Origin of the sequence: Alcaligenes sp. PF14, assembly GCF_037150615.1 — a bacterium.
GTDB lineage: Bacteria > Pseudomonadota > Gammaproteobacteria > Burkholderiales > Burkholderiaceae_B > Alcaligenes > Alcaligenes phenolicus.
In genome coordinates this window covers 290,667-317,423 of the sequence record NZ_JBAGRS010000006.1, presented here as the reverse complement: position 1 = coordinate 317,423, position 26,757 = coordinate 290,667, and the positions used below count along the sequence as shown (strand labels likewise).

Here is a 26,757-nt window from a genome sequence, read left to right as displayed (position 1 = left end):
TGGCCTCTTGGCCAAGGCGGTGAAACTTGTTTAACTGCTCTCTGCGGCGCTTCGGGGAAAACCCTGTGTGTGCTGCAGCGAGAAAAGAACTATAGCACGACGATTTTCCGCTTTGCAAGTTTTTTACCTCAAAATTTCATGTAAAAGAGGCGGTTTACAGTGCTTTTCCACTTAGATCATTGTTATATATGATAAAATTTAAATGTAACCAAATGACACTAAAATGACTATATTTCGTTCATAGCTGGAGAGACACCAGAACTGGCAGGTGAAACGCCCGGATGCCCCATCGCAGAACAGGTCGATTCCAGGCGTATCCTCTCCAGCTCAGCATCGATTCTCCTGTTTCGCGCTGAATTCCCGCCCCAAACGTATTTTCGCAGACAGACAGACAGACAGACAGACAGACAGACAGACAGACAGACAGACAGACAGACAGACAGACAGACAGACAGACAGACAGACAGACAGACAAGATAAGAATGCAGTTGCAATCCTGGGGAAGGCTACACAAATCCCAGGCTACCACCATGGACCGCTAATCTGGAACCTGGTCTACAACACTCTATATATAGAGCGCCGGTCATCCCTCTATATATAGAGGCATACCAAGCACCTACTTTTGACCGCCAAACCCCTCTCTATATAGAGGCACCCCATCCAAGCAGATAGGTAGGCCACCTCTCCCCTATTACAATAGGCGGACAAATAACTCTGTATGCAGACTATGGCCCGCTCATCTTCTCAAGCCCCTGCGGCACAGCTCAGCCTGATTGGTGAGGAACTACTCTCCGGCAATCTCCTGACCGAGAACATCCTGAATCAAATTGCCCGCCTTCCCAGCGACTGGCGTGCCACATTGGATCGCCCGGAGCTGCAAGACATATTGGCAACTCTGGCCAAGTGGTTGGACAAGGAGTGCCAGGATGGCGCCTCTATTTATCCGGCCGCCCCTTTCCGCGCACTGGAGCTGCTGCCATTGCAAAAAGTCAGCGTAGTGATTCTGGGCCAGGATCCTTATCACGGGCCCAATCAGGCACAGGGCCTGTCATTTTCTGTGCCTGACACCTGCCCGGCTCCACCCAGTCTGCGCAATATCTTTAAAGAGTTGGAGCTGGAGTATCCCGACACCGCCTTGCCAAGCAGTCATGATCTGAGCAACTGGGGTCGACAAGGTGTCTTGCTATTGAATACATCGCTGACTGTAGAAGATGGTTTGCCTGCCTCTCACGCCAAGAAAGGCTGGGAGCAGATTACTGACTCCCTGCTGATGAACCTGGCCCAGCAGACTACACGCCCTATTGTTTATATGTTGTGGGGTGCCCACGCCCAAGCCAAAGAAGCACTGATTCAGCAGCACTCCCAGCATCCTTACCTGATTTTGAAAGCCAATCACCCTTCCCCCTTGGCTGCTCGCCGCCCCCCTGTTCCTTTTATTGGTTGCGGTCATTTCCAGCAAGCCAATGAGTGGCTCAAGGAGCAAGGCGTCGCTCCCATACAATGGTTTGCCACCGGCGCTTGACCATCCGTTCCCCTTACCTGATCCAGAACCATGCCTTTAAGCCCTGCCAATCCAGAATTAAGCTCTCAAGAACAACATGCTCTTTGGTCGAACGAACTGCTCGAACAATATGGCTGGCAATTTCAGGGAGAAACGCCATTTGCCGTCCCCTTAAGCAGCCTGCCCTTGCTGGATGAATTGTTCAAGTTTGTGAACGAGACCATCAAGGACTCTTTTGATCGCTCTTTATTCTGCTGGACTGATCTCAAACAAGACAGCAAAGGTCTGACGGCCTGGTATCTGGGCGTCGAAGATTACGACGAAGTGCTGGAGCCTTATATAGAGAGCTTGTCTACCAAGGCCCAGGCCCAGGCCCAGAGTGATACAGTAGAAAGCCCACCGTCCGAATAAAAAGACACCGGCAAGCAATTGATACAGGCAGCCAGGGATACATGCCCCAAAACCGCTAACGACTCTCCGGCTCGCTGGCTGCCCTGGAACCTGTAAAAAAACAGGTAGACGCGGATCAACAACACCGGAAAACCCGGAAGTCATAAAAAAACCCGGCACCAAGGCCGGGTTCTTCAAATAAAAGCCAAGTCTTACAAAGACCTGTTCTCTTATCTTTAAGGTTGCACACCTGCTGCATGCGCCTGCTGGTCTGCGTGATAGGACGAACGCACCATGGCACCAACCGCCGCATGGGTAAAGCCCATTGCATAGGCCTCGCGCTCAAACATCAAGAATTCATCAGGCGTCACGTAGCGCATCACGGGCAAGTGGTGGCCGGATGGCTGCAAATACTGGCCAATGGTCAGCATATCAATATCGTGAGCTCGCATATCGCGCATCACTTCCAGAATCTCTTCGTTGGTCTCACCCAAGCCAACCATCAAACCGGATTTGGTTGGAATGTTTGGATGCAACTTCTTGAACTCTTGCAGCAGTTTCAAGGAGTGGTGGTAATCCGAACCAGGACGCGCCTGCTTGTACAAGCGAGGTACCGTTTCCAGGTTGTGGTTCATCACATCTGGAGGGCAGGCATTCAGGATCCCCAACGCACGATCCAGACGAGCACGGAAGTCCGGCACCAGCACTTCAATAGTCGTAGTTGGCGAATGCTCGCGCACCTGACGGATACATTCCACAAAGTGGGCAGCGCCACCATCACGCAAATCGTCACGGTCTACGGAGGTAATAACCACGTAGGACAACTTCATGGCACCAATGGCCTTGGCCAGGTTGGCAGGTTCATTCTCGTCCAGCGGGTCAGGACGGCCATGGCCCACATCACAGAATGGGCAACGACGTGTGCACTTGTCGCCCATGATCATGAAGGTGGCCGTGCCCTTGCCAAAACACTCCCCGATATTGGGACAGGAGGCTTCTTCGCACACCGAGAACAGCTTGTGCTCGCGCAGAGTTTCCTTGATCTCGTAGAAACGGGAATTCGGTGCAGCCGCCTTCACCCGAATCCAATCAGGCTTTTTCAAACGCTCTGCCTGCACGACCTTAATGGGAATGCGCGAGGTCTTGGCCTCGGCCTTCTGCTTCTGCGTTGCGTCGTATTCGACAACGCGAGGGCGCACAGTAGGTTTGGAATCGACGGACGTATCTGTAGGGGTGGTCATAGGCGTCTAAATAGAAAAACAGCGTGCGGGCAACATCACTAAACGATGGGCGCAGTGGTCAATTGTAGCCCCTTCGCTTTACAAGCGCCTAGAACAAGGGCGATAGTTTGTACCAGACCCCTCTACTATAGAGGTCGACTTAACGATGCAGCAACACCCGAAAATAAAACCTGCACATACTATAAGTACGGAGACTTGCATGTCACAAGAGCACCTCGCCGATCCCGTCCTGCTGGAACAGCATCAGGGACTGGCCCGCATCACCTTGAACCGGCCCGCCAAGTACAACGCGCTGTCTGAAGAAGTGTTGGACTCTTTACAACACATTCTGGACAAGCTGGCCCAGGACCCCAGCTTGCAGTGCGTCATCATTCAGGCGGAAGGCAAGGCCTTTTGTGCCGGGCACGATCTGAAACAGATGCGCTCCAAACCCGAACACGACTATTACCGTGATCTGTTCAGCCGCTGCAGCCGCGTCATGCAAGGTGTGCTGGCCTTGCCCGTGCCGGTGATTGCTCGTGTGCAAGGGCTGGCCACCGCAGCGGGCTGTCAGCTGGTTGCTACCTGCGATATGGCTGTGGCCACCGAGTCCACTCGCTTTGCAGTATCAGGCATTAATGTTGGCCTTTTCTGCTCCACCCCTGCTGTTGCCCTGTCACGCTGCGTGCCACCCAAGGCCGCCATGGAAATGTTGATGACTGGCGAATTCATCAGCGCCCAACGAGCTCAAGAGCTGGGGCTGATCAATTACGCGGTAGCCGAAGACCAGCTGGATCAAACCGTACAGAAACTGGCCGACAGCATCATGGCCAAGAGTCCGGTCGCCGTCCGCGCAGGCAAGGCCATGTTCTACCGCCAGCGCAGCCTGGCTATTGAACAAGCCTACGACTACGCCGGTCAGGTCATGGCTGACAATATGATGAGCAATGATGCCTGCGAAGGTATTGATGCTTTTATCGAGAAACGCGCGCCGCACTGGAGCGGAACCTGAGGCGGCACTTGACGAATAAATAACAATATAAAGATGAGCGCCGCCACATGTGGCGCTTTATCGCTGCGCTATTTAAGCTGCCGCTGCCTGTAGGCGCAGAGCCATCGCTTGCGATAGATAATTAGACAAATACTGTGCAACCTCGTCCATGGGGACCACGACGCCTTGCGAACGCATATCCGTTGTTTGCAGCCCTTCATAGCCACAGGGATTGATGCCGCTAAATGGGCTTAGATCCATGCCTATATTCAAGGCCAGTCCATGGTAAGAGCGGCCATTGCGAATCTTGATCCCCAATGCGGAAATCTTGGCCAACTCCTGGCTTGCCACCCCTTGCGGTACATAGACACCCGGTGCCCCTGGCTTGCAGCAAGCCCCTTCGACACCAAAATGCGTCAGACAAGCAATAACAGCCTCTTCCAAAAGGCGTACGTATTCTTTGACGTATAAGCCCACCCGGCGCAGATCAAACAGGCAGTACACCATTAACTGCCCAGGGCCGTGATAGGTAATCTGCCCGCCCCGGTCGGTTTGCACCACGGGGATGCCACCGGGATTCAGCAGATGTTCCGGCTTGCCAGCCTGTCCTTGCGTATAGACAGGCGTGTGCTCGACAAGCCAGATTTCATCAGGAGTCTCCGCCTCGCGCTGCTCGGTAAAGTCGCGCATTGCCTGCCAGATAGGTTCATAGGCGCTAGGCCGCTCAAACCACTTGATACGAACTGAGTCGGACATGAACGCCTGATCCCTGCTTTACATCACCACACGCACCAGATGATGCGCATGCAGGGCACGGTAAAGGTTATCCAACTGCTCACGCGAGACAGCGCGCACCGTGAAAGTCAGGCCCGTGTAGTTGCCTGCCTTGCTGGGACGCACCTCAATGGTGGCAGCGTCAAAACCTGGATCGTGTTCCAGCACGATAGCCAGCAATTCGTCTTGCAGGGTTTCGTGAGTCTGTCCCATGACTTTGATAGGAAAGTCACTGGGGTATTCGATCAACGATTCTTCGGGGGAAATGGTCATGCTTGCTCCGCAGCCTTGATGGCCTTGTCATAGCCCTCACGTAATTTGGCAAAGACAGGGCCGGGTCGTCCGTCACCGACGGGCTGACCGTTAAATACAACGATGGGCAGCACCTCTTTGGTGGCTGACGTCATCATAATTTCATCGGCACTGTCGACCTCTTCACGAGAGATCTGACGCGCCTGAAAAGCTATACCCGCCTGGGCGGCCAGCTCTTCCATCAAACTGTAGCGAATCCCTTCCAGGATCAAATTGTTGCGCATGGGTGCCAGCAAAGTGCCGTCGCGCACAATCCAGATATTGCAGGAGGCCCCTTCGGTCAGAAAACCGTCTCTGAACTGAATGACCTCGTCTACGCCGGCTTCAACCGCCTGCTGCTTGGCCAACACATTGCCCAGCAGAGAAACGGATTTTATATCGCAACGCAGCCAGCGTTCATCTTCAATAGCCACTGCCTTCAAACCCGTTTCGCGTTCTTGCTGCACACGCTTGAAGGGCGAGACCATGATGAAGATGCTGGGCGGCACATTGCTGGGGAAGGCATGGTCGCGCTTGGCAACACCGCGCGTCACCTGAATGTAGACCATGCAGTCGGCACCTCGGCCTGAACGTGCCAGCATATCCAGCACCAGCTTTTCCCACTCACGTCGAGTGAAAGGATTGGTAATGCCCACTTTTGCCAGACTGCGCTCCAAGCGCCCCAGGTGTCCATCTATACGGAAAGGTTTCCCGTGATAAGCAGGCACGACATCATAAATGCCGTCGCCAAAGATGAAGCCACGATCCAGTACCGAGATCTTCGCTTCGCCCAGGCGCACGAAATCGCCGTTCAAATAAACAATGCTGTCGGGGTCAATGCCTGCAATCATAGGATTTAGCCTCGCACCAAGGAATTACTCAAACATCAAGCGCACTTTGTCGGCCATACGACCGAAAAAGCCTGCCTCGGGCACATCTTGCAGCACCAGCAAAGGCTGTTCTGCCAATACTTTGCCATCCAGGGACAAAGTCAGTGTACCGACCTTGTCACCCTTGCTCAACGGAGCCAGCAAAGGCTGGGTATAGTTGGCAACAGGCTTGATTTCCGAGGACTTGCCACGAGGAACAGTCAACCACAAGGCTCCTTCTGTACCCAGGCCTACATTTTCGACCTCACCTTCCCAAACACGGGCGGTGACAGCAGGATTGCTGGCGTCGTACAGTTTGACCGTTTCAAAGTTCTGGAAGCTCCAGTTCAGAAGCTTCAGGCTGTTTTCTGTACGGGCGGCATCGTTCGCCGTACCCACGACAACCGACACCACACGACGACCATCGCGCAAGGCCGTCGATACCAGGCAGTAACCTGCCGATTGGGTATGGCCGGTTTTCAAACCATCAACTGTATTGTCCAGCCACAGCAGGCGGTTACGGTTGGGCTGCTTGATATTGTTGTAGGTGTACTCTTTTTGGCTGTAGTAGTGCAGATACTGGGGGAAGCGGGCAACCAGTGCCGCGGACAACACGCCCAGATCACGTACCGAGGTCAGATGCTCGGGATCAGGCAAGCCGGTGGAGTTCTTGAAATGCGTAGCCGTCAAACCCAGCTTGGCGGCTTCTTCGTTCATCAAGGCGGCAAAAGCACCTTCGCTACCCGCAACGGCTTCGGCCAAGGCAACAGAGGCATCATTGCCCGATTGCACGATCACACCTTGCAGCAGATCATTCACGGCCACTTGCGAATTAACTTTCACGAACATGCGCGAACCTTCGGTGCGCCATGCCTTGTCCGAAATCACAACGGTCTGATCCAGCTTCAGGCGACCGGATTCCAAAGCATCAAAGACCAGATAGGCCGTCATCAGCTTGGTCAGGGAGGCAGGCTCGACCTGCTCGTTCAGCCCTTCTGCCGCGATGATCTGGCCACTATTAACGTCCATGGACAACCAGGCACGTGCCGTCAGGCTAGGTGCGGGTACAACGGACAAATCACCTGGCAAGGCAGGCGTCTGAACGCCAAGCACTTGAGCCGATTCTGTCGGGGTAGGGGTTTGAGTCTGTGCCTGAGCCACCATAGGCAGCGCCAGGGCAAGTGCCACCACACAACGAGAGAGGACTGGAGATGCAAATTTTTGAATAGAAGTCATGGAAAAAATCGATTGCTTTGACAGTGGCGGAAAGAACCCATTATGGCAGAGCCATCTGGGCCTGTGAGGGGCAAGGCCCCTGAGTCTGAACAGGAAAACGCAACGATTTGAAAGCAAAACCCGGCTTAGGTTCCAAGCCCGGCCAAATGACGGCTGACCAACTCACGCAGCTGAATCAGCTTGCCATGAAAAAAGTGGCCGGCCTCGGGCAGCACAACCATGGGCAACTGATGCTCACGCGCAAAGTCCATGCCTTCCGACAAGGGAACGACATCGTCGGTTTCACCGTGCACTAGCAAGGTATCGGCAGGAGGGCTGACATCCCGGAAGCGGAAACGATTGACCGCAGTACCAGTCAGGATGAAGGCGCCGGGCAAAGGTGCCTGGGCTTCCTGCAGGCTGGCATACACTTGAGCAGCGACTGCAGTGCCAAATGAAAACCCGGCCAACATGGATGGGCCGGAACTCCACTGCGGGAAATGTGATGGGAATTGCTCAATCAAAGCCAGCATATCGGCAGTTTCGCCGCGGCTGCTATCGAACTCCCCGGCAGACTTTCCGACACCACGGAAATCCGGGCGTACTGCCAGCAAACCATGTTGAGTGGCACTGCGCGACAAGGTTGTCACCACTTTGTTGTTACGTGCCCCACCATGCAAAGGGTGAGGATGCAGCAACAAGGCCCAACCCTTGGGCTCGCCCGCTGGCCAGTCCAGAGCACAGTCAATAACACCGGCCTGGCCGGAAAATTGGATTGTATCTACGCGTTCAGACATGCTCAGATCAAATATCACATAAGATTACGTTTAACTCATCCAGTGTACCGGATTGTCATGAATACCTCTTCTGCATTCACCCTACCCAGCCCGCGCGATATGGTGGCAGAGCTGCGTACGCGCTTGCCACATTTTCCCCAGATACGCTGGGTAGACTCGACCGAATCGACCAACGCCGATTTGCTTGCCCTGGCTCGTCAGGAATCCGGGCCGCGTGTGCGTCCCTGGTTGCTGGGCGCACATCTGCAAAGTCGTGGTCGTGGGCGTGCCGGACGCACGTGGGAAAACAGCGTCGGTGCAAACCTGATGTTTTCCTGTGCCTTTGATATTTTTCTGCCTGCGCGGCAGCTGCCTACTCTTTCGCCGCTGTCCGGTCTGGCAACAACGGAAGCGCTGCGCCAGTTTCTGGAACCGGCAGTGCGTAATCGTCTGGCCATGAAATGGCCGAATGACGTGCTATGGGATCAGGCCAAGCTGTCCGGCATTCTGGTTGAGGCGACCCGCGCCAGTGCAGCGCCCAGCTCCAGTGACCATCATGTGGTGATTATCGGCATAGGCCTGAACCTGCGTGAAGCAGAGACCATCAGCCAGAACACGCAACGCGCCATTGCAGACTGGACCAGCATTGCTGAACACTCCCAGCAAGCGTCTCTGGCACGCTGTTCGGACCTTGTGGCCAAAGTCGCGCAAAGCCTGTACCTGAGCCTGAATCATGTCACAGCCCACGGTTTTGCTGATCTGCCTACACGCTACGCGCAAGTTGACGCGCTAATTGGCCAGCAAGTCCATATCATTGACAATGGCCAAGTCCTGCATACAGGCATCGTGACGGGCATCAATACCTCGGGGCAATTATTATTGCGCCACCCCGATGGTTCCGAACGTGCGGTCACAGTGGGCGAAGTTTCCGTTCGCGCTCACCGCTGATCGCTATACTGCACCCTTTTTAGCTCTAACGATCCGGCATGACCCTGCTCATCGACTCTGGCAACACCCGTATCAAACTAGGGTGGTGTCATCCTTTAAGCGGCGCGCGCGAAAGCCAGCCGGTTAGCGTGCATGCCGACCAATTGGATCAATTGGCGGTTTGGCTGGAGGCAGGCCAGGCCCCGCTGCAAGAATTCGCCCAACAAAAAGGTGTACAAGCACTAGGGGTGAATGTGGCCGGGCCACAGGTCCAAGCGCAAATTGATGCAGCCGTCAGCCGTCTGGGCTTGGGCTCGGTACGCTGGTTGCAGGCCCAAGAGCAGGCTTTTGGGCTGCACAACGATTATGAACAGGCTGGCCAATTGGGTGCCGACCGCTGGGCCTCCTTATTAGGCTTAAGCGATTTGCTAACCCAGGAATACCCGGTCGACCAAGGCGCCTTGCTGATCAGCTTTGGTACTGCTACCACGATTGACTTGCTGGGACCTGCACAAAATGGAGTGCGTCACTTTTTAGGTGGCTCCATTCTGCCCGGTCCCAGCTTGATGCTGGCTTCACTCAAGCAAAATACGGCGCAGCTTCCTGAGGCGCATGGGCAAACTGCGGCGTTCCCACGCAATACTCAGGAAGCTATCAGCACCGGGGTGGCTGCCGCACAGGCTGGAGCCGTGTTGCGACAATGGGAGAAAGGCCGTCAGCATCTGGGACACAGCCCATTGGTCTTTCTGGCGGGCGGTGGCCGCGCACTGGCTCAGCAAGAACTGTTAGAACAATTAAGCCATCATTGCCGTTTGCTCAATATAGAGCCCCCCCATCTACACGAGCTGGAAACTCCTGCCTTGCGGGGTCTGTCGCTGTTTGCGGCCCACCCGTAAGTCGATTCGAGCTTATAACCGTCCCTCTGCCCCCTCTTGCCTGTGAACTGCCGGTGACCCATAGATACGATTGGCATTAAAACGGATGAACTTAAACTCCCCTACCCGTACAATCTTGGGTTGAACTGTATTTTTCAGGGCATTTGCGATGCGACTGCTTTTCATACTGATCCTGGTGGCAAACCTGGCCTTGCTGGCTTTTGGACAAGGCTTTTTTGGCACGCCCCCCAGCGAACAAGGCCGTGAGCCTAGACAGTTTTCGCAGCGTAACCAAGATGCCATTCAACTTGGAACCCCGGCCCATCCAACGCCCGCTTCCCCTTGATCCTCGATTGACGACACTATGAAACCCATACGCAAAGCAGTTTTCCCCGTCGCCGGTCTAGGCACACGTTTTCTGCCCGCCACCAAGGCCATGCCCAAGGAAATGTTGCCAATTGTCGACAAACCACTGATTCAGTACGCTGTCGAAGAGGCTGTCGCCGCTGGAGTCACAGAACTGATCTTTATCACCGGCCGCAACAAGCGAGCCATTGAAGATCACTTTGACAGCATCCCGGAACTGGAACACGAACTGGAAGGCAAGAACAAGCTGGAATTGCTGGATGCCGTTCAAAACATCATTCCCAGCCATGTCAGCTGTATTTACACCCGCCAGCCACGCGCGCTGGGTCTGGGCCATGCCGTGCTGTGCGCTGCCCCCATCGTGGGCAACGAGCCCTTCCTGGTCCTGCTGGCGGACGACCTGATCGACGCCACCACACCTGTATCGCGGCAACTGGTTGAGGCTGCGCATCAATACAACGGAAGTATTGTGGCAACTCAAAATGTAAATAGAAATGAAACAAATAAATATGGAATTGTTTCGGGTAATTTAGTCGACTCAAAAGCAACTCGACTTAATGGAATTGTTGAAAAGCCCGCACCCGAAGTAGCCCCTTCTACACAAGCCGTTGTAGGCCGTTATGTATTGGAACCGGAAATATTTGACCACCTGCGACGCACTCAAGCAGGGGTAGGTGGAGAGATTCAATTAACGGATGGAATTGCCAGTCTTTTGGAAAGTCGTGCGGTATATGCATATGAATATGAAGGCACACGTTACGACTGTGGTAGCAAGTCCGGTTTCTTTCATGCTACGCTTGAATTTGGTCGTAAATACCACGGACTTTAACGAGGGGCGCAGAGGGGTCCGTTACGATAACAAGCTTGGTTGCAATTGTTGATCAAACACTGCCTTAAAACCACGCAGAGGGTCGATTTAGCTTGACTTACAGGTTAAATACCCCCTACGATTGGCGGTGCAGGATTTCAAGTTCGTCGAAGTTTGTTCAATACGGTATTGTTTCTAATACTCATTGCCCTGATTTTTACATCTTGACAATCTTTTTTGAGCAGATTGCTCGTCATTTTTAGGGAATGCAGGAAATGCAAACAGAAACCGGTATCGTGAAATGGTTCAATAACGAAAAAGGCTACGGCTTTATCTCCCCCGACAACGGTGGCAAAGATCTTTTCGTTCACCATTCCGACATCTTGGGCACGGGCTTTAAATCCTTGGAAGAAAACCAGCGCGTTTCGTACGTGTCGGCTGAAGGCCAAAAGGGTCCACAAGCTAAGAGCATCCAAAAACTGTAAATCGATCTCGATTAGTTTTTAGATCTCAAAAAAGCCCGCTAAATGCGGGCTTTTTTATTTAACTTGATCCAAATCAAGACGAGCTGTCCTCAAATCGCCACAAATTCCAAAACACGTAAAACTAAATACTTATTAGCTAATAAACAGCCACGTATTTAATCGCGGATTTGTGCCAATCCAGAAAGTACACGCTGCACTGCGCCTTCGTGCATTTGAACCCAATGCAAACCCGCATCAGCCATTTTGTGATGGCGTGCTGGATCATCTACTAGCTCCAGTGCCTGCTGCAACGCCAAGGCTGGCGTACCCGCACGTATCGCAGCGCCGGCCTGCATGGCATCTTGCATGGCTTGGGCAAAATTATGAGTATGCGGGCCCACAATCACAGGGACACCCACTGCGCAGGCCTCGATAAAGTTCTGCCCGCCCAAGGGCTGGAAGCTGCCCGCCACAATGGCGACTCGTGCCAGGCCGTAATACCAGTGCATTTCACCTAGGGTGTCGCCCAGCAGCACATCCACTTCACGACAAGCCTTGATCGCACTGGTGCTGGTATCGCCCTGCTCCAGCAACTCGCTACGCCGCACGGAACGCAAACCTAGCTGATTCAGATAATCTGCCGCTTCTTCAAACCGCTCCGGGTGACGTGGAATCACAACAAACAGGACTGGGCTATGCAGCTCGCTACCATGCTCTCGTTCACGGCGCAGGTAATGGGCAATGGCATCAATGAAATCGACATGCTCAGTCTCGCGCGTACTGGCGATCACCACCACACGCCGTCCCAGGTCACTGGCAAAGCCACGGCCACGTGCAATCTTGTCCTGTGGCAAAACTACATCAAACTTCAGATTCCCTGACACGCGCACGCCTTGTGCGCCCGCCAACTCCAGCCGCTGTGCATCAGCCAGGCTTTGTGCATAGATCAACTTGAAGGAGCGGTAGGCCTCTCGCATGACCGAACCTGCTTTCAGGCTGGTACGCAATGCACTTTCCGAGAACCGGGCACTGGCCAACATCATGGGAACACCTTGCCGGCGTGCCGCAGCCAATAGATTGGGCCACACCTCGCGTTCAATCAGCACCCCGGCACATGGCCGGTAATGGGCGAAAAAACGTCGTACCGAGCCCGGAAAGTCGTAGGGTAGCCATTGTTGCAGCAATTGCCCGCTGGCAATCTCAGCCGCAAACGCAGTCGCACCTTCTGTACGGCCCGTAACTGTCATATGGGTTAACAGGACCGTCTCACCCTGATCCAGCAAAGCACGAATCAAAGGCTGCGCCGCACGCGTTTCACCCAAGCTGACCGCATGCACCCACACCGGGGCTTTTCTGGGCGCAGGCAGCGAACCATAAAAACCAAAGCGGGCACCCGATAACACCTGCCATTCGCCACCAGCTCGACGGGCACGCAAGCCCATCCAGGCCATCAAGGCTGGAGCCAATATGCGAATAGAGGCGGTATAGAAGAATCGGTTCACCCGCTTAGCCTCAGTACGAAATCAGCAGCAGCCAAGCCACGCTCGGCGCTACCAGGAAGACGAATAGAAAATAATGTCAGGCAGACAAAGGGCCTGCGCCCAGGCGGGGCTGCAGGCCCCTTAGCATCGCGTATTGTAAGCACAAAGCCAGCTGACAAAAAAACGAATTGGCGATCAGACCCGAACTAGCCTTTTGGCGCGTCCAACAAGGCCGCCTCCGGCACGCCTGTCCGCCCCAGCGCCTGATCGATGGCACAGAGCACGGTTTCCGCGGAAGGAGGATGTCCACGCTCACCCAGGCTGGCGGTGTAGGCGGAACCTTCCAGGGGGGTACGCACTGGGGTCGAGGCTTTATAGATACCAATAGTAGGACGGCCCAAACCGGCTGACAAATGCGTCAGACCACTGTCCAGACCCACCATGACTTGCGCTCCAGCCAATTGCAAAGCGATAGGCGTCAAATCCATTCGTGGCATCACCTGAGCCTGGCTGCGACCGATAATCAGCGCCTCGGCACGGGCGGACTCGGCAGGGCTGCCCGCCAACAAGCGCAATGCCATCCCTTCCCCTTGCAGGCGATCAAAGACCTGTTGCCAGTTCTCCGGCTCCCAGAGCTTATCGTCGCGGCTGGCCGACGGCATGATGATGGCGTAAGGATCCTCGTCCTTGGGGGCTTGCGCGGCCAAACCCTGCAAACCAAAATCAGGAGCGCCTTCAAACTGATAGCCAAAGGCAGACGCGGCCAAGCTGCGCTGACGGAACACAGCAGGCTGCCAGAAACCGACGCGATGACGCACATCGTAGAACAGCGAGGCCAGCGGTTCACGCGCCGACTTCCAATCCAGCCCATGACGACGGCCTTTAGTCTGCCGTACCAGCCAGATGGATTTCATCAGCGCCTGCATATCCAGCACAACATCGTATTGGCGTGATTGCAGTTGTTCGCGCAAAGCGGCGCGTTCCTGGCGTGTCTGGGCAGACCACCACTGTTTGCGCCAGCGCCGATGCGCTACCGGGATCACTTCATTTACTGCCGGATGCCAGCCCGGAATCTGAGCAAAGCTCTCTTCTACGAGCCAATCAATTTGTGCACCGGGCACATGGCGTGCAATGTCCGAGATTGCTGGCAGCATATGCACCAGATCTCCCAAAGAGGACGTACGCACAATCAGTATCTTGCAAGTCATGGGCGAATTATAGTGGTGGCCGCGTCCAATCAAACAAAGATGCAGAAAAATATCCGCCTGCTCTACTTATGCCCGCCAATTGCCATCAGGCATAATAAGACTGCCTATTTTCTGGACCGGAAACATGATTGATCTCAAACAGATCGAAGCCTTTGTATGGGTTGCCGAGCTTGGCGGTTTCCGGGCAGCTGCCGAAAAACTCAACACGACCCAACCGTCTATTTCTCAGCGTATCGCCGGACTGGAATCCAGTCTGGAGCTGCGCTTGTTTGATCGGGGTGCCCGGGGCATCAAGCTGACCGATAAAGGCCAGGAGTTGTTGTCGCACGCACAGCGCATGCTGGATCTGCGTACCGAGATGCTGCGCGCCGCCAAAGAGCAGAACGCCATCCGCGGCCTGCTGCGTCTGGGGGTGGCTGAAACCATTGTGCAGACCTGGCTGCATGAGCTGATCGACAAGCTGCATCAGGAATACCCGGCTTTGGTCATCGAGATCCATGTCGACACCACCAGCGTGCTGCGCCAGCAACTGGCCAGCTTCCAGATTGATATGGCCATGATTGTGGGCGTAGGCCAGGATCCCAAAGAACAATGCATTCGACTGTGCGCTTATCAGTTAGGCTGGGTCGCCAGTCCCGAATTGAAGTTGCATGGCCGCAAAGTCAGCGTTTCCGAGCTAGGGGTTTACCCTGTAATCACCTATCCATCCGGTAGCGTTCCCTACCTCGCCACACGCGAAGCTTTGCTGCGTGCCGGCGTCAAATCCCCACGTATTTTTGGCAGTGCATCGCTAAGCACAATCGTGCAAATGACGCGTCATGCCATGGGCCCCAGCGTGCTGGCTCCCGAGGTCATAAAAGACGAGCTTTCCGAGGGAAAACTGCGCCTTTTGAAGGTGGATCAACCCCTGCCGGCCATCGAATTTTTTGCCTGCTGGATGGATTCTCCGGACAGTCATATTGCCCGCGTCGTGGCCAATCACGCCCAAGAAATCGCCCAACAATACGTGCAGTCCGATAAGTAATCGTTATGGCCTAGGATTCAAACATACGATTGGACACAAATTATCTGATCGGTTGCAATCCGAGGCTGTGATCAACCCCCTTTGTGCGAGTGGTCATCATGAACCTGCAAACCCTGCCTGTGCTGGCGCCCGAGGCTGAAAAATGCCGCGAGCTGATCCGTCAAGAAACTCATACTGGTCCTACCGCAGGACTGGCCGCAGGCTATGTGCAGGCCAACCTGATGATTCTGCCCAAAGACTGGGCCGATGAGTTCCTGCTGTTTTGTCAGCGCAACCCCAAACCCTGCCCTTTATTAGCCGTGACGGAACCCGGTCAGTTTCAGGTGCCAACCTTGGGTGGCTCGATTGATCTGCGCACGGATTTCCCTCGTTACCGTGTCTGGCAGAACGGCGAGCTCAGCGCCGAGCCACTGAACATCGAAGATGTCTGGCGCGATGATCTGGTGTCCTTTCTGATTGGCTGCTCCTTCTCCTTTGAAGAAGCGCTGCTGGCCGACGGCATTGATGTACGCCATATCAGTGCGGGCGTGAATGTGCCCATGTATCGCAGCTCTATCCAGACCCAGGGCACACAGCGCCTGTCTGGCCCGCTGGTGGTATCGATGCGCCCCATGCGTGCGGCCGATGCCATTCGCGCCATTCAGATCACCTCGCGCTTTCCGTCCGTGCACGGTGCCCCGGTTCATATTGGCAATCCGTCCCTGATTGGAATCAGCGACCTGCAACAACCCGACTATGGCGATGCTGTGCCAGTCGGCTCCGACGAATTACCCGTTTTCTGGGCTTGCGGCGTTACCCCTCAAGCCGTCGCCGCCCAGGCCAAGCCGCAGTTTTGTATCACGCATGCCCCTGGCCATATGTTGATTACCGATCTGCCCAACACACGGCTGGCCGCGCTTTAAGCAAGTTTTGACCGACACAAAACCGGTCACCCCTTTGGTTTCAATATGCAGCCCCTTCAAACAGGGAGCGCACTCTATCAACCATACAGCTGGACCGCTATTAGGAGCACCTTATGAAAAAAATCGTACTGACCTCCCTGGCTTTGGGCTCGCTGGCCCTGGGCTCTGCTGCCATGGCCCAGGAACTGCCCAAGACTTCTTTGAAAGTTGTCGGTGGCTTGAGCAACCTGACCGCCTACCAGAACACCGAGCAGCCCTTCTGGACCAAGAAAGTACCTGAGCTGTCCGGCGGCCAGATCACGGCCGATATCAAGGGCTTTAATGACATGGGCCTGAAAGGTCCTGAAATCATGCGCTTGATCAGCCAAGGTGTGATTCCTTTCGGTACCGCCACCCTGGCTTACTTTGCCAGCGACAACTCCATTAACGAAGCGATCGACCTGGCTGGTCTGGCTCCCGATATTGAAGTGGCCAAGAAGCTGACCGACGCGTTCACTCCCGCCTACGAACAGTTCTACGCCAAGAGCAACGTCAAGGTTCTGGGCTTTTCCACCTACCCTGCCCAAGTTCTGTTTTGCAATGGCAACTTCAATGGCCTGAGCGACCTGAAAGGCAAGAAGGTGCGTACCAGCAGCCGTACTCAGGCTGAATTCGTTCAGGCTCTGGGCGGCAACAGCGTGACCATCCCATTCGGTGAAGTGGTTCCCGCACTGCAAAACGGCGTGGTCGATTGCGCCATTACCGGCTCCATGTCCGGTTACTCGGCCAAATGGTACGAAGTCAGCTCCAAGCTGTACGAAATGCCAATCAACTGGAACCAGCAGATTCACGCTGCCAACCTGGGCACCTGGAACAAGCTGGACCCCAAAGTTCAAGAGTTCCTGGCCAGCAACATCAAGGCCATGACCGAAGAAATCTGGGTTGCCGCTGCCAAGGAAACACAGGAAGGCTATGACTGCAACACGGGCGCCGACGCTTGCACGCAGCCCGTCAAAGGCAAGATGACTCTGGTCAAGCCTACCGACGCTGACCGTGAACTGCTCAAGAAAGTCATGAGCGAGACCGTGGTTCCCAAATGGGCCGAGCGTAGCGCCGCCGACACCGTGGCTGCATTCAACACCAGCCTGAGCCCGATCCTGGGCTTCGAAGCCAAGAAGTAAATCTGTACGTCCTGCCTGCCACCAGACTCACGGTGGCAGGCTGCCTGTACCCCAGGCCCCTCCCTCCTAGACCCTGTACGGGGTAGACATCATGGAAAATACCGAAAAATTCGCCATGCTGAACCGTTTGCTGTCCGCCGCCACATCCCTGTCGCGCGTCGCCATCTGGTTCGCAGGCAGCCTGACATTGATCAGCGCCCTCTACATCACCGCGGACGTCCTGTTCCGCAAATTCAGTGGCAGCTCTCTGGGCGGCTCGGATGAACTGTCCGGCTATGCCTTTGCCATCAGCATTTCCTGGGCACTGTCCTTTGCCACCCTGCAACGGGCCAATATCCGTATCGACGCCATCTACCAGCACTTACCTGTTCGTCTGGCTGCCCTGCTGGACTGGATTGCTCTGGTGGCCCTGTCTGTTTTCATTGTCTACCTGACCTTGTACGCCACCGACGTGGCCGGCCTGTCCTGGACCAACCAGTCCACCGCCAACACCGCCATGGGCACTCCCTTGTGGATTCCCCAGTTCCTGTGGGTGGGCGGCCTGATCTGGTTGTGCGTCGTTCTGGCCTTGATGCTGCTGCGCTCCAGCCTGGCCCTGATTACAGGTGACCTGGCCGGTATCCAATCCCTGTGCGGTATCCGCAGCACCCAGGAAGAAGCCTCTGAAGAAGCCGAGGCTGGCAAACGCATGGTGCAAGGAGACGCCAAATGATTACAACCGCACTGACTCTCTTGCTCGTTCTGATCGGACTGAGCATTCCCGTGGGCGCTGCCCTGGGTGTTTTGGGCCTGATTCTGGACCCGCTGTACTCCATGCTGCCCCTGACCGGCGCATTGGGTGAAATTTCCTGGGGCACCAGCAACGAATTCCTGCTGGTGGCCATTCCCCTGTTCATCATGCTGGGCGAGATCCTGCTGCGCTCGGGCATGGCTGAACGTATGTACAACGCCATGAGCCTGTGGCTGTCCTGGCTGCCCGGCGGCCTGATGCACGCCAACATTGGTGCCAGCGCCCTGTTTGCCGCCACCTCCGGTTCCAGCGTGGCCACTGCTGCCACCGTGGGCACCGTGGCCCTGCCGCAAATCAAGAAACAAGGCTATAACGAGCCTCTGTTCCTGGGTAGTCTGGCCGCTGGCGGTACCTTGGGCATTCTGATTCCGCCTTCGATCAACCTGGTGATCTACGGCGTACTGACCAATACTTCGGTGCCCAAGCTGTACCTGGCCGGCATCATCCCCGGTTTGGGCATGGCCTTGCTGTTCATGTTGGCAATTGCTGCTGCATGTATGGTCAAACCCAAATGGGGCGGTGCGAAGATCAAGGCCTCCTGGGGCCAGCGTTTTGCCAGCCTGGTGCACCTGGTTCCACCACTGGGCATTTTCCTGCTGGTCGTGGGCTCGATTTACGCCGGTGTTGCCACCCCAACCGAGGCTGCTGCCCTGGGTGTGGTCGGTGCTCTGATTCTGGCTGCCTTCTCGGGCCGTATGAGCTGGAACATGATCAAGGAAGTGCTGGAAGGCACCATGAAAGCCACCGCCATGATCATGCTGATCGTGATCGGTTCGGCCTTCCTGAACTTTGTCATGTCCGCCACTGGCCTGACCAATGCGCTGACCGACGCCATCACGGGCCTGGGTGTCTCGCCCATGGTCATGTTGATGATCATCGTGGTGTTCTACCTGGTGCTGGGCTGCTTCATGGAAACCCTGTCCATGATGATCACCACCATCCCTATCGTGGCTCCCATCATGATCGCCCTGGGCTTTGATCCGGTGTGGCTGGGTATTGCCATCATCATTCTGGTGGAAGTGGCGTTGATCACTCCGCCGGTTGGTCTGAACCTGTTTGTGGTCCAGAGCCTGCGCAAGAGCGGCAGCATGAATGACGTCATGATGGGCAGCCTGCCCTTTGTGATCATGCTGCTGGCCATGGTGGGCCTGCTGGCTATCTTCCCGGATCTGGCTTTGTGGCTGCCACGCCTGTTCGGTTAATCCCAATCTGTCTTTGAGTAAACGAGTACTGCTATGCGTTTGACCTTTGAACTGGCCCAGGCCACCCACACTGAAATCATCGAAGCTGATTTGCAGCACTGCATCGTGGCCGGCTGGGCTGGCCGCGATCTGGCTGCCATCGAGCACCATATTGAAGAGCTGGCCGAACTGGGCGTACCGCGCCCTAGCTCGGTGCCTTTGTACTACCGCATCGCCGCCAACCAGATGATCCAGGATGCCGACATCCAGGTCGTGGGCTCCGGTTCGTCCGGCGAGACCGAAGTGTTTGTGTTCAACCACCAGGGCCGCCTGCTGGTCAGCCTGGCCTCGGACCACACGGACCGCGTACTGGAAGCCCACAGCGTGGCCCTGTCCAAGCAGATCTGCGCCAAGCCCGTTGCCCGCGAAGCCTGGTTGTTCAGCGATGTGGCCGACTACTGGGACGAGCTGATCATCCGCGCCTACATTCAGGAAGACGGCAAGGAAGTCCTGTACCAGGATGGTCCCTTGTCCACCCTGAAGAACCCGCTGGAGCTGATCGAAGGCTACTTCCAGTCCACCACCATGCCTGAAGGCTTTGGCATGACCTGCGGTACCGTGGGTGCCATTGGTGGCATTCGCCCTGCTACCCAGTTCACCATGGAACTGTATGACCCCCGCCGCGAACGCAGCATCCGTCATACCTACGTAACCGAAATCCTGCCTGAAGTAGCCTAAACTGGCCCAGCCCGCCCCACCCATTTATTTTGCGAGTGACCCATGCTAGCGACTATTACCGAACTGCAACGTGCTCTTGATCGTGGCGAAACCACCTCGGTCGAACTGACCCAGCAAGCCCTGGACCGTATCCAGGACGAAAGCCGTGACGGCGCTGCCACGTTCATCGAAGTGTTTGCTGAACAGGCTCTGGCCGCCGCCAAAGCCTCCGACATTTTGCGCGCTGCCGGTTTGAGCCGCTCGCTGGTTGAAGGTCTGCCCATGTCGGTCAAGAACCTGCATGACATCGCGGGCTACATCACTCTGGGTGGGTCGGCTGTGCTGAAAGACGCCGAACCGGCCGAACAGAACGCTACCATTGTGGAGCGCCTGCTGCGCGCCGGTGCCATTCTGATCGGCTCCACCAATATGACCGAGTTTGCCTTCTCCGGTCTGGGCATCAACCCCCACTACGGTACGCCTCGTTCCGTTTGGGACCGTGACAATGCCCGCATCCCGGGGGGTTCGTCCTCCGGCGCCGGCGTGGCCGTCGCTCAAGGCATGTCGGTTTTCTCCATTGGTACCGACACGGGCGGCTCCATCCGTATTCCTTCGGCCTTTAACGGCCTGACCGGTTTCAAACCCACCGCCGAGCGCGTTCCCAGCGAAGGCACCATGCCTTTGTCGCGCAGCCTGGACTCCAATGGCCCTCTGGCTGCCTCGGTAGAGTGTTGCGCCATTGTGGACTCCATCCTGACCGATCAGCCTTATGTGCCCGTGGCAACACCTGCCCTGGACACCTTGCGTCTGGCTGTGCCCAAGACCTTTGTGTTTGACGGCATTGATGAAACCGTGCGCGCCGCCTTTGACCGTGCCATCGCCCTGCTGCGTGAGCAAGGCGCTGTGGTTGAGGAAATCAACTTGCCCGAGTTTGACCAACTGCCGCAGATCAACCGCAAAGGCGGTTTTGTCTGCGCCGAAGCCTGGTCCGTGCACCGCGACACCCTGCAAAGCAAGGGCGAGCAATACGACCCACGCGTGGCTTCCCGCATTCTGCGCGGCAAGGACATCGATTGCGCCGACTACATCGAACTGCAAGACACCCGCCAGGCCTGGATCAGCGCGGTGGAAAGCCGTCTGGAGCGCTACGACGCCGTCCTGATGCCTACCGTGCCCGTTGTCGCTCCCCGCATTGCCGATCTGAAAGAGTCGGACGAAGTCTACTTCGCCACTAACGGCCTGGTCCTGCGCAACCCCACCCTGATCAACTTCCTGGACGGCTGCGCCCTGTCGCTGCCTTGCCATGCCGCTGATGAAGCCCCTGTGGGCCTGATGGTGGCAGCTCCTGCCTACCACGACGAACATCTGCTGGCAGTAGGTTCAGCAATCGAACGGGTATTACCCCTGCGCAAACGCTAATCCAGTAAGATTTACGTTCCTTCCAGGACGGCCATCCGGCCGTCCTTGTGCTTTTCGTCAGGAGCCTGTCATGAGCACACCCCAGTCCTCCTCCTTGCCCCAGACCATGACGCCCACGGTCTTTCCCTTGGCGGGGGTGCTCATTCTGATTCTGTCTTCCTGGGCCCTGTCGGGTCTGGATGCCAGCGGCAAATGGATCATGGGCTTTGGCGTGCCCCTGCTGGTGATGTGCTGGTTTCGCTACGTCGTCCACCTGGGACTGGTGCTGGCGCTGGTCTTGCCGGTCAAGGGCCGAAAGATCCTGCGCAGCTCCCGCCCCAAAGCACAAATTTTGCGTGGCACAGTGATGATGCTGTCCACCTTCTCGTTTTTCAACGCCTTGAGCTATCTGCCTCAAGCCGAAGCCACCTCCATCAACTTTCTGGCCCCTTTGCTGGTGCTGTCTGTTGCCCCCTGGATTCTGAAAGAGCCACCGCGCATCAGTCGCTGGGTAGCTGCCGGAGTCGGCTTTCTGGGCGTGCTGATCATCATCCGACCTACCGCTGGCCTGCACCCAATAGGGGTGATGTTTGGCTTGATGACCGCCTGTCTGTTCGCCACGCAATTTATCGCAACACGTCGCGTGGCCGTGGACAATTCGCTGACCACCCTGATCTGGAGCGGTGCAGTCGGCAGCATCTGCCTGACCATTGCCTTACCCTTTTTACTGCCCGCCGCCCTGCCTGCCTTAAAAGAGCTGAGCTTTTTCCAATGGTTGATTCTGATTTCGACCGGACTGTGGGGTTGTCTGGGCCATCTGCTGCAAATACAGGCCTATCAACGCGCCTCGGCGTCTTTGCTGGCCCCGTTTGTGTATCTGCAAATTGTGGCCGCAGCCGCGCTGGGATGGCTGATCTGGGGTCAGTTCCCGGATGTCTTTACCTGGATCGGGATTGCCGTGGTGTGTACCAGCGGCATTGTGATTGGGACTCTGGAGTGGCGGCGCCAGAACAGGTCTGGCGCCTGAGTCCAGGTGGCAAGGCTTAGCGAGACTGCCAGCCCTGCACAAAGACGGCGACGGGCTGACGCTTGGAACCGGCTTTTTGCAGCTCCAGCAAACGCAACACACCTTCACCGCAAGCCACGTCAATGCCTTGGGCACTGACGTTCAGAACCTGACCAGGTTCTGCTGAATGCTTCTGCTCTAGCGCCTGAGCGCGCCAAACCTTCACGGGCTGCTCCAAACCGGGCAGGGACAGGGTGGAGCCAGGCACTGGGTCAAACGCGCGAATACGGCGCTCCAGCTCCTTGGCCGGTTGGCCTAACTCCAGCACTGATTCGGCCTTGGACAGTTTCTCGGCGTAGGTCACGCCTTCTTCTGGCTGGGGAGTCGCCTGCAAGGTGCCATCACGCACTTGCTGCAAGGCTTCCAGCAAGGCCTGTGCACCTAGCTGCGCCAAATCGTCATGCAGGGTTGCAGCACTGTGATCATCACGAATCGCCAGCTCGCTGCGCACCAGCATATCGCCGGTATCCAGGCCTTCATCCATCTGCATGATGGTAATGCCCGTGGCCGCATCACCCGCCTGAATCGCACGCTGGATCGGTGCCGCACCGCGCCAACGAGGCAGGAGGCTGGCATGAATATTGAAGCAACCATAGCGCGGCAGCTCCAAAGTCCACTTGGGCAAAATCAGACCGTAGGCTGCCACCACCATCAGATCCGGCTGTAAATCCAGCAAGGTCTGGCGGGCCTGGGCTGCTTCCTCGGGATACTTGCCATCCAGACGCAAGCTGTGCGGCTGCAGCACCGGGATATTAGCGTTCACAGCGGCTTGCTTGACCGGGCTGGGACTGAGCTTCATGCCACGGCCAGCTGGACGGTCTGGCTGCGTCATGACCAAAGGAACATCAAAGCCCTGTGCTAACAGGGCTTCCAGGGCGATACGGGCAAAATCCGGAGTGCCGGCAAAAACAATACGCATGGCGACTATTGCCCTGCCTTCAGTGCTTCACGCTGCTGCTTGCGCAGACGGCTGCGGATACGCTCACGCTTGAGCACGGACAGGTACTCCACAAACACCTTGCCATCCAGGTGGTCCAGTTCATGCTGAACACACACGGCAAGCAGGCCATCGGCTTCTTTCTCGTACCACTCGCCTTTTTCATTCTGGGCCTTGAAGCGAATATTGGCGGCGCGCTCAACCTTGTCGTAGGTATCAGGTACAGACAGGCAGCCTTCTTCGTAGACCTTCAGCTCTTCGCTTTTCCAGGTGATTTCCGGGTTGATCAGCACCAGCAATTCATTGCCGCTTTCCGATACGTCAATGACCACCACGCGCTCGTGCACGTCAACCTGCGTCGCGGCCAGCCCTACGCCGGGCGCGTCATACATGGTCTCGGCCATATCCTTGACCAGTTTGCGAATGCGGTCGTCGACCTCCTGCACGGGTTTGGCAACCGTGTGCAGACGTGGGTCAGGAAATTTCAGGATAGGAAGCAAAGCCATTGTCATGTCCGAAGAAAAAGCGATAAGTCGATATAATAAAACAAGTTTCAGGGCGGCACCCGATTGCCCCGGCAGCATATGAAGCCCTAGCCCCCGAAGCGGCAGTCACACTGGATACAAACGTCCGGGCCACACAGAACAAAGATCGGTTTCGTGCCACACTACCTTATGCCTGATCATTTTAGCTCGGATGAAATCTCGGAAGAATTGCGTGCCTGGTTGCGCCTGTCGCTGGAGCCAGAGCTTGCGCCCGCCCAGGCCCGGCAATTGCTGGCTGCCTGTGGGCTTCCACCGCAAATCTATCAAAGCTCGGTTCAAACCCTGTCGCGCCATCTTCCGGCCGAACTGGCTGTGCAACTAAGCCAGGAACCACTGGACGAGCTGCAGGCGCAGATTGAACAAGCGGTGGCATGGCTCAAGCAAGCCAATCACCATATCGTGACGCTGGCTGACCCCACCTATCCCGCCTCCTTGCTGGACCTGCACGACGCTCCTTTGCTGTTATATGCCAACGGCGATCTGGGAGCCTTGCAACGCAAAGGACTGGCTATTGTGGGAGCCCGCAATGCCACCCAATCCGGCCAGGAAATCGCGACAGATTTTGCAGCTACTCTGGCCTCCAGAGGCTGGTGCATCATCAGCGGCCTGGCTAGCGGCATCGACCAGGCGGCACACAAAGGAGCGTTAAAAGCCGGCCCTTCTTCCGCAGGCACTATTGCCGTGATGGGGACGGGGCTGGACTTGGTCTACCCGGCAGCACACCGCGATCTGGCTCATCAGATCAGCGCTGACGGTCTATTGCTGAGCGAGTTTCCTTTGGGCACCCGGGCCATGCCCCATCACTTCCCACGCCGTAATCGCATTGTGGCTGCCTTGGCCAAAGGCGTACTGGTGGTTGAAGCAGCCAAACAAAGTGGCTCCCTGATCACGGCTCGTTTGGCCGGAGAATTAGGTCGAGAAGTTTTTGCCATTCCCGGCTCCATTCACTCCCCCTTGGCTCGCGGCTGCCATGCCTTGATACGCCAAGGTGCCAAACTGGTGGAAAGCGCCCAGGATATTCTGGACGAACTGGGCAATGTGCAAGGCGACTTCAATCTGGATAGGGCTCCACAAACTGGTTCAAAACCCAATCCTTATGAAGCCTTGCCCGAGGAATTGCGCCCTATTCTGGAGCGTATCGATTTTGCGCCCCTCAGCCCCGAACAGCTGATGCGACGCACAGGTCTGCTGGCGACCGAACTGCCTGCCGTTCTGGCTGAACTGGAGCTGGCAGGCTGCATCGAACCCCTGGCGGACGGACGCTTTCAACGCTTGAAACCTTAAAGACCATAGGGCAGTTCCTAGGACGCCAGCCCAGGCCTTCAAGAGGTATCATGACGATTACGTAAGGGCCTTCCAGCCCCAGCCATCTACCCCTTCAGGAAACTTCATGTCATACCCATCGCGCGTCAAGATTGTGGAGGTCGGCCCTCGGGACGGCCTGCAGAACGAAAAAGAATTCATCCCCACCGACATCAAGGTCGAACTGGTCAACCGCTTGTCCCACGCCGGTTTTGTGAACGTGGAAGCCGCGTCCTTTGTCTCGCCCAAATGGGTGCCGCAAATGGCGGACGGCGCAGATGTAATGGCTGCTATCGACCGACGTCCCGGTACGATTTATTCGGTTCTGACACCCAATATGCGTGGTTTTGAAGGTGCCCTGGCCGCCAAGGCTGACGAAGTGGTGATCTTTGCCGCCGCCAGTGAGGCATTTTCCCAGCGCAATATCAATTGCAGCATCGAAGAATCGCTGGAGCGCTTTGCCCCGGTTGCCCAGGCTGCCAAAGAAGCCGGTTTGCGTCTGCGCGGCTCCATCAGCTGTTCTTTCGGCTGTCCCTATGAAGGCGCTGTGGCTCCCTCCAATGTGCTGAAAGTGGGCAAACGCCTGATCGAATTGGGCTGTGACGAGATCGATGTGGCCGACACCATCGGCGTAGGCACGGCCCGCCAGGTGTATGACGTCATGCGCATGGTAACCGAGCACATTGACCCGGCTCATGTGTCCGGCCACTTCCACGATACCTACGGCCAGGCCATCGCCAATATCGTTGCCTCCATGCAAGCTGGCATCCATATCTTTCACAGCTCCGTAGCCGGTCTGGGCGGCTGCCCCTACGCCAAGGGTGCAACCGGCAACGTCGCCACCGAAGACGTGCTGTTCCTGATGCAAGGGCTGGATATTGAAACCGGCATTGATCTGAACGCCGTGGTAGACACGGGGCAATGGATTTCGGCTCATTTGAAGCGCAAATCGGCCAGCAACGCCGGTAACGCTCTGGCCGCCCGCAAGCAAGGGGCCGCCGCGTGCTGATGAGCCAAGCTCCCTCGAAAGAGGAAATTGATGCCATGTTGAAGGATCTGGGCTCGCTTCCCATTCAAGGCCGTTCCTGGCCCAAATGGGTAGCAGCCAGCGCCTGGATTGTGCTGGCCCTGATCGGCGTGCGTTTCGCGCTGGTGGCCAGCTCCCCACAAGGGGCCGCCATCAGCCCCGTCCTGGCGGGCTGCCTGGTCCTGCTGTTTACCGGCCTGATTCTGATTGCCTGGCATATGTGGCACGGCATCACCACGATTGACCAGAATGGCATACGCCAGAACTGGATCATGAAACGGGAGGTGCAATGGCAGGATATTCACTTTGCCAAATTTGTACCTCTATTCAACTCCAAGCGCCTGATCTGCTTTACCCGGCGTGGCCGCCCTGTGATTTTTCAGGGTGCCACACAGGATCTGCAAGTGGCCTTTGCCAAGATTTCGCTGGTATTGCGGCGCAAGAGCTAAGTCTCTCTGTTTGCCCCATACGGCTAACCATATGGGGATAAACCGAGAACCGTGCGTTGCAGTTAAGCAGCCTATCTATCGCCGTGTTCCAATACATGGTGAT

At 56.3% G+C, this 26,757-nt stretch carries 28 protein-coding genes; 18 read left to right on the top strand and 10 right to left on the bottom strand.

All coding sequences use genetic code 11. The features are described from left to right. Positions 1-727 precede the first annotated feature (727 nt). Together WFM49_RS14940 and WFM49_RS14935 are read left to right on the top strand one after the other, a co-directional pair. Positions 728-1,522 (top strand): uracil-DNA glycosylase, encoded by a 795-nt coding sequence (locus WFM49_RS14940; RefSeq protein WP_250756487.1) that lies wholly within the window; start codon positions 728-730, stop codon positions 1,520-1,522. Positions 1,523-1,552: 30 nt separating this feature from the next. Next, entirely contained in the window at positions 1,553-1,912 is a 360-nt protein-coding gene (locus WFM49_RS14935) for a hypothetical protein (RefSeq protein ID WP_336974039.1), read from the top strand. Between the two features lie 215 nt (positions 1,913-2,127). On the opposite strand, the gene lipA is transcribed toward WFM49_RS14935, so the two are convergent. Beyond that, positions 2,128-3,132, bottom strand: a complete 1,005-nt coding sequence (gene lipA / locus WFM49_RS14930) for a lipoyl synthase (RefSeq protein WP_021447088.1) — start codon at positions 3,130-3,132, stop codon at positions 2,128-2,130. A gap of 199 nt (positions 3,133-3,331) precedes the next feature. Here lipA and WFM49_RS14925 point away from each other — a divergent pair, with 199 nt between their 5' ends. Next, the gene (locus WFM49_RS14925; RefSeq protein ID WP_009460106.1) at positions 3,332-4,123 is read left to right on the top strand and encodes an enoyl-CoA hydratase; all 792 of its coding nucleotides are present in this window, start codon (positions 3,332-3,334) and stop codon (positions 4,121-4,123) included. A 72-nt stretch (positions 4,124-4,195) separates the two neighbouring features. Here the strand turns inward: WFM49_RS14925 and lipB are convergent, their stop codons facing one another. The 5 genes from lipB to WFM49_RS14900 form a co-directional block, all read right to left on the bottom strand. Continuing rightward, positions 4,196-4,858 carry a lipoyl(octanoyl) transferase LipB gene (gene lipB / locus WFM49_RS14920; RefSeq protein ID WP_226349790.1) on the bottom strand — a complete coding sequence of 221 codons (663 nt, stop codon included), beginning with the start codon at positions 4,856-4,858 and terminating at the stop codon, positions 4,196-4,198. Positions 4,859-4,876: 18 nt separating this feature from the next. Beyond that, the gene (locus WFM49_RS14915; protein ID WP_009460108.1) at positions 4,877-5,149 is read right to left on the bottom strand and encodes a DUF493 family protein; all 273 of its coding nucleotides are present in this window, start codon (positions 5,147-5,149) and stop codon (positions 4,877-4,879) included. Next, positions 5,146-6,018 carry a D-amino acid aminotransferase gene (locus WFM49_RS14910; protein WP_336974032.1) on the bottom strand — a complete coding sequence of 291 codons (873 nt, stop codon included), beginning with the start codon at positions 6,016-6,018 and terminating at the stop codon, positions 5,146-5,148. The genes WFM49_RS14915 and WFM49_RS14910 overlap by 4 nt, the downstream gene beginning before the upstream one ends. Before the next feature lie 24 nt (positions 6,019-6,042). After that, positions 6,043-7,272, bottom strand: coding sequence for a D-alanyl-D-alanine carboxypeptidase family protein (locus WFM49_RS14905; RefSeq protein ID WP_250756484.1), 1,230 nt, complete (start codon positions 7,270-7,272; stop codon positions 6,043-6,045). A gap of 125 nt (positions 7,273-7,397) precedes the next feature. Further along, positions 7,398-8,048, bottom strand: a complete 651-nt coding sequence (locus WFM49_RS14900; RefSeq protein ID WP_021447090.1) for an alpha/beta hydrolase — start codon at positions 8,046-8,048, stop codon at positions 7,398-7,400. A gap of 57 nt (positions 8,049-8,105) precedes the next feature. Here WFM49_RS14900 and WFM49_RS14895 point away from each other — a divergent pair, with 57 nt between their 5' ends. The 4 genes from WFM49_RS14895 to WFM49_RS14880 all read left to right on the top strand — a co-directional run bounded on the left by WFM49_RS14895 (position 8,106) and on the right by WFM49_RS14880 (position 11,488). Continuing rightward, positions 8,106-8,975, top strand: a complete 870-nt coding sequence (locus WFM49_RS14895; RefSeq protein ID WP_009460113.1) for a biotin--[acetyl-CoA-carboxylase] ligase — start codon at positions 8,106-8,108, stop codon at positions 8,973-8,975. A gap of 38 nt (positions 8,976-9,013) precedes the next feature. Next, positions 9,014-9,850: a type III pantothenate kinase gene (locus WFM49_RS14890; protein ID WP_250756483.1), complete on the top strand. Its 837-nt coding sequence runs from the start codon at positions 9,014-9,016 to the stop codon at positions 9,848-9,850. A gap of 343 nt (positions 9,851-10,193) precedes the next feature. Beyond that, positions 10,194-11,024, top strand: a complete 831-nt coding sequence (galU, locus tag WFM49_RS14885; RefSeq protein ID WP_026483778.1) for a UTP--glucose-1-phosphate uridylyltransferase GalU — start codon at positions 10,194-10,196, stop codon at positions 11,022-11,024. A 254-nt stretch (positions 11,025-11,278) separates the two neighbouring features. After that, complete coding sequence (locus WFM49_RS14880) at positions 11,279-11,488, top strand: cold-shock protein (protein ID WP_026483779.1); 210 nt, start codon at positions 11,279-11,281, stop codon at positions 11,486-11,488. A gap of 155 nt (positions 11,489-11,643) precedes the next feature. Here WFM49_RS14880 and WFM49_RS14875 read toward each other — a convergent pair whose 3' ends face one another. Continuing rightward, on the bottom strand, positions 11,644-12,969 hold the full coding sequence (locus tag WFM49_RS14875; RefSeq protein ID WP_336974025.1) for a 3-deoxy-D-manno-octulosonic acid transferase: 1,326 nt from the start codon (positions 12,967-12,969) through the stop codon (positions 11,644-11,646). Between the two features lie 185 nt (positions 12,970-13,154). Continuing rightward, positions 13,155-14,156, bottom strand: coding sequence for a lipopolysaccharide heptosyltransferase I (gene waaC / locus WFM49_RS14870; protein ID WP_336974022.1), 1,002 nt, complete (start codon positions 14,154-14,156; stop codon positions 13,155-13,157). 124 nt (positions 14,157-14,280) lie between these two features. Between waaC and WFM49_RS14865 the strand changes: the two genes are divergently transcribed. From WFM49_RS14865 to WFM49_RS14830, 8 genes are all read left to right on the top strand, one after another. Further along, positions 14,281-15,180 (top strand): LysR family transcriptional regulator, encoded by a 900-nt coding sequence (locus tag WFM49_RS14865; protein ID WP_009460118.1) that lies wholly within the window; start codon positions 14,281-14,283, stop codon positions 15,178-15,180. A gap of 98 nt (positions 15,181-15,278) precedes the next feature. After that, positions 15,279-16,082, top strand: a complete 804-nt coding sequence (locus WFM49_RS14860; protein WP_250756480.1) for a putative hydro-lyase — start codon at positions 15,279-15,281, stop codon at positions 16,080-16,082. 113 nt (positions 16,083-16,195) lie between these two features. Then, positions 16,196-17,242, top strand: coding sequence for a TRAP transporter substrate-binding protein (locus WFM49_RS14855; protein WP_009460120.1), 1,047 nt, complete (start codon positions 16,196-16,198; stop codon positions 17,240-17,242). 91 nt (positions 17,243-17,333) lie between these two features. Beyond that, positions 17,334-17,954 (top strand): TRAP transporter small permease subunit, encoded by a 621-nt coding sequence (locus tag WFM49_RS14850; protein ID WP_009460121.1) that lies wholly within the window; start codon positions 17,334-17,336, stop codon positions 17,952-17,954. Then, a complete protein-coding gene (locus WFM49_RS14845) occupies positions 17,951-19,234 on the top strand; it encodes a TRAP transporter large permease (protein ID WP_009460122.1) in 1,284 nt (427 codons plus the stop codon). Before WFM49_RS14850 ends, WFM49_RS14845 begins: the two co-directional genes overlap by 4 nt. A 33-nt stretch (positions 19,235-19,267) precedes the next feature. Next, positions 19,268-19,951, top strand: a complete 684-nt coding sequence (locus WFM49_RS14840) for a DUF2848 domain-containing protein (RefSeq protein WP_009460123.1) — start codon at positions 19,268-19,270, stop codon at positions 19,949-19,951. 42 nt (positions 19,952-19,993) lie between these two features. Then, positions 19,994-21,349 carry an amidase gene (locus tag WFM49_RS14835; protein WP_254500074.1) on the top strand — a complete coding sequence of 452 codons (1,356 nt, stop codon included), beginning with the start codon at positions 19,994-19,996 and terminating at the stop codon, positions 21,347-21,349. Between the two features lie 70 nt (positions 21,350-21,419). Then, positions 21,420-22,355 carry a DMT family transporter gene (locus WFM49_RS14830; RefSeq protein WP_021447093.1) on the top strand — a complete coding sequence of 312 codons (936 nt, stop codon included), beginning with the start codon at positions 21,420-21,422 and terminating at the stop codon, positions 22,353-22,355. Between the two features lie 16 nt (positions 22,356-22,371). Here WFM49_RS14830 and fmt read toward each other — a convergent pair whose 3' ends face one another. After that, positions 22,372-23,313, bottom strand: coding sequence for a methionyl-tRNA formyltransferase (gene fmt, locus WFM49_RS14825; protein WP_009460126.1), 942 nt, complete (start codon positions 23,311-23,313; stop codon positions 22,372-22,374). A 5-nt stretch (positions 23,314-23,318) separates the two neighbouring features. Then, positions 23,319-23,837 (bottom strand): peptide deformylase, encoded by a 519-nt coding sequence (def, locus tag WFM49_RS14820; protein WP_009460127.1) that lies wholly within the window; start codon positions 23,835-23,837, stop codon positions 23,319-23,321. 168 nt (positions 23,838-24,005) lie between these two features. Between def and dprA the strand changes: the two genes are divergently transcribed. The 3 genes from dprA to WFM49_RS14805 all read left to right on the top strand — a co-directional run bounded on the left by dprA (position 24,006) and on the right by WFM49_RS14805 (position 26,654). Then, positions 24,006-25,160, top strand: coding sequence for a DNA-processing protein DprA (dprA, locus tag WFM49_RS14815; protein WP_009460128.1), 1,155 nt, complete (start codon positions 24,006-24,008; stop codon positions 25,158-25,160). A 106-nt stretch (positions 25,161-25,266) separates the two neighbouring features. After that, positions 25,267-26,187: a hydroxymethylglutaryl-CoA lyase gene (locus WFM49_RS14810; RefSeq protein ID WP_009460129.1), complete on the top strand. Its 921-nt coding sequence runs from the start codon at positions 25,267-25,269 to the stop codon at positions 26,185-26,187. Continuing rightward, positions 26,187-26,654: a hypothetical protein gene (locus WFM49_RS14805; protein WP_009460130.1), complete on the top strand. Its 468-nt coding sequence runs from the start codon at positions 26,187-26,189 to the stop codon at positions 26,652-26,654. Before WFM49_RS14810 ends, WFM49_RS14805 begins: the two co-directional genes overlap by 1 nt. Positions 26,655-26,757: the final 103 nt, after the last annotated feature.

Bases quoted from the DNA above. Each gene is read 5' to 3' on its own strand.
- WFM49_RS14910 (WP_336974032.1), bottom strand. From the start codon at position 6,018: ATGATTGCAGGCATTGACCCCGACAGCATTGTTTATTTGAACGGCGAT.
- WFM49_RS14805 (WP_009460130.1), top strand. From the start codon at position 26,187: ATGAGCCAAGCTCCCTCGAAAGAGGAAATTGATGCCATGTTGAAGGAT.
- WFM49_RS14915 (WP_009460108.1), bottom strand. From the start codon at position 5,149: ATGACCATTTCCCCCGAAGAATCGTTGATCGAATACCCCAGTGACTTT.
- WFM49_RS14845 (WP_009460122.1), top strand. From the start codon at position 17,951: ATGATTACAACCGCACTGACTCTCTTGCTCGTTCTGATCGGACTGAGC.
- WFM49_RS14855 (WP_009460120.1), top strand. From the start codon at position 16,196: ATGAAAAAAATCGTACTGACCTCCCTGGCTTTGGGCTCGCTGGCCCTG.
- WFM49_RS14835 (WP_254500074.1), top strand. From the start codon at position 19,994: ATGCTAGCGACTATTACCGAACTGCAACGTGCTCTTGATCGTGGCGAA.
- WFM49_RS14810 (WP_009460129.1), top strand. From the start codon at position 25,267: ATGTCATACCCATCGCGCGTCAAGATTGTGGAGGTCGGCCCTCGGGAC.
- WFM49_RS14925 (WP_009460106.1), top strand. From the start codon at position 3,332: ATGTCACAAGAGCACCTCGCCGATCCCGTCCTGCTGGAACAGCATCAG.
- def (WP_009460127.1), bottom strand. From the start codon at position 23,837: ATGGCTTTGCTTCCTATCCTGAAATTTCCTGACCCACGTCTGCACACG.
- WFM49_RS14880 (WP_026483779.1), top strand. From the start codon at position 11,279: ATGCAAACAGAAACCGGTATCGTGAAATGGTTCAATAACGAAAAAGGC.
- WFM49_RS14935 (WP_336974039.1), top strand. From the start codon at position 1,553: ATGCCTTTAAGCCCTGCCAATCCAGAATTAAGCTCTCAAGAACAACAT.
- WFM49_RS14890 (WP_250756483.1), top strand. From the start codon at position 9,014: ATGACCCTGCTCATCGACTCTGGCAACACCCGTATCAAACTAGGGTGG.
- dprA (WP_009460128.1), top strand. From the start codon at position 24,006: ATGCCTGATCATTTTAGCTCGGATGAAATCTCGGAAGAATTGCGTGCC.
- WFM49_RS14905 (WP_250756484.1), bottom strand. From the start codon at position 7,272: ATGACTTCTATTCAAAAATTTGCATCTCCAGTCCTCTCTCGTTGTGTG.
- WFM49_RS14940 (WP_250756487.1), top strand. From the start codon at position 728: ATGGCCCGCTCATCTTCTCAAGCCCCTGCGGCACAGCTCAGCCTGATT.
- WFM49_RS14865 (WP_009460118.1), top strand. From the start codon at position 14,281: ATGATTGATCTCAAACAGATCGAAGCCTTTGTATGGGTTGCCGAGCTT.
- waaC (WP_336974022.1), bottom strand. From the start codon at position 14,156: ATGACTTGCAAGATACTGATTGTGCGTACGTCCTCTTTGGGAGATCTG.
- WFM49_RS14900 (WP_021447090.1), bottom strand. From the start codon at position 8,048: ATGTCTGAACGCGTAGATACAATCCAATTTTCCGGCCAGGCCGGTGTT.
- WFM49_RS14850 (WP_009460121.1), top strand. From the start codon at position 17,334: ATGGAAAATACCGAAAAATTCGCCATGCTGAACCGTTTGCTGTCCGCC.
- WFM49_RS14860 (WP_250756480.1), top strand. From the start codon at position 15,279: ATGAACCTGCAAACCCTGCCTGTGCTGGCGCCCGAGGCTGAAAAATGC.
- WFM49_RS14840 (WP_009460123.1), top strand. From the start codon at position 19,268: ATGCGTTTGACCTTTGAACTGGCCCAGGCCACCCACACTGAAATCATC.
- galU (WP_026483778.1), top strand. From the start codon at position 10,194: ATGAAACCCATACGCAAAGCAGTTTTCCCCGTCGCCGGTCTAGGCACA.
- fmt (WP_009460126.1), bottom strand. From the start codon at position 23,313: ATGCGTATTGTTTTTGCCGGCACTCCGGATTTTGCCCGTATCGCCCTG.
- WFM49_RS14895 (WP_009460113.1), top strand. From the start codon at position 8,106: ATGAATACCTCTTCTGCATTCACCCTACCCAGCCCGCGCGATATGGTG.
- lipB (WP_226349790.1), bottom strand. From the start codon at position 4,858: ATGTCCGACTCAGTTCGTATCAAGTGGTTTGAGCGGCCTAGCGCCTAT.
- lipA (WP_021447088.1), bottom strand. From the start codon at position 3,132: ATGACCACCCCTACAGATACGTCCGTCGATTCCAAACCTACTGTGCGC.
- WFM49_RS14830 (WP_021447093.1), top strand. From the start codon at position 21,420: ATGAGCACACCCCAGTCCTCCTCCTTGCCCCAGACCATGACGCCCACG.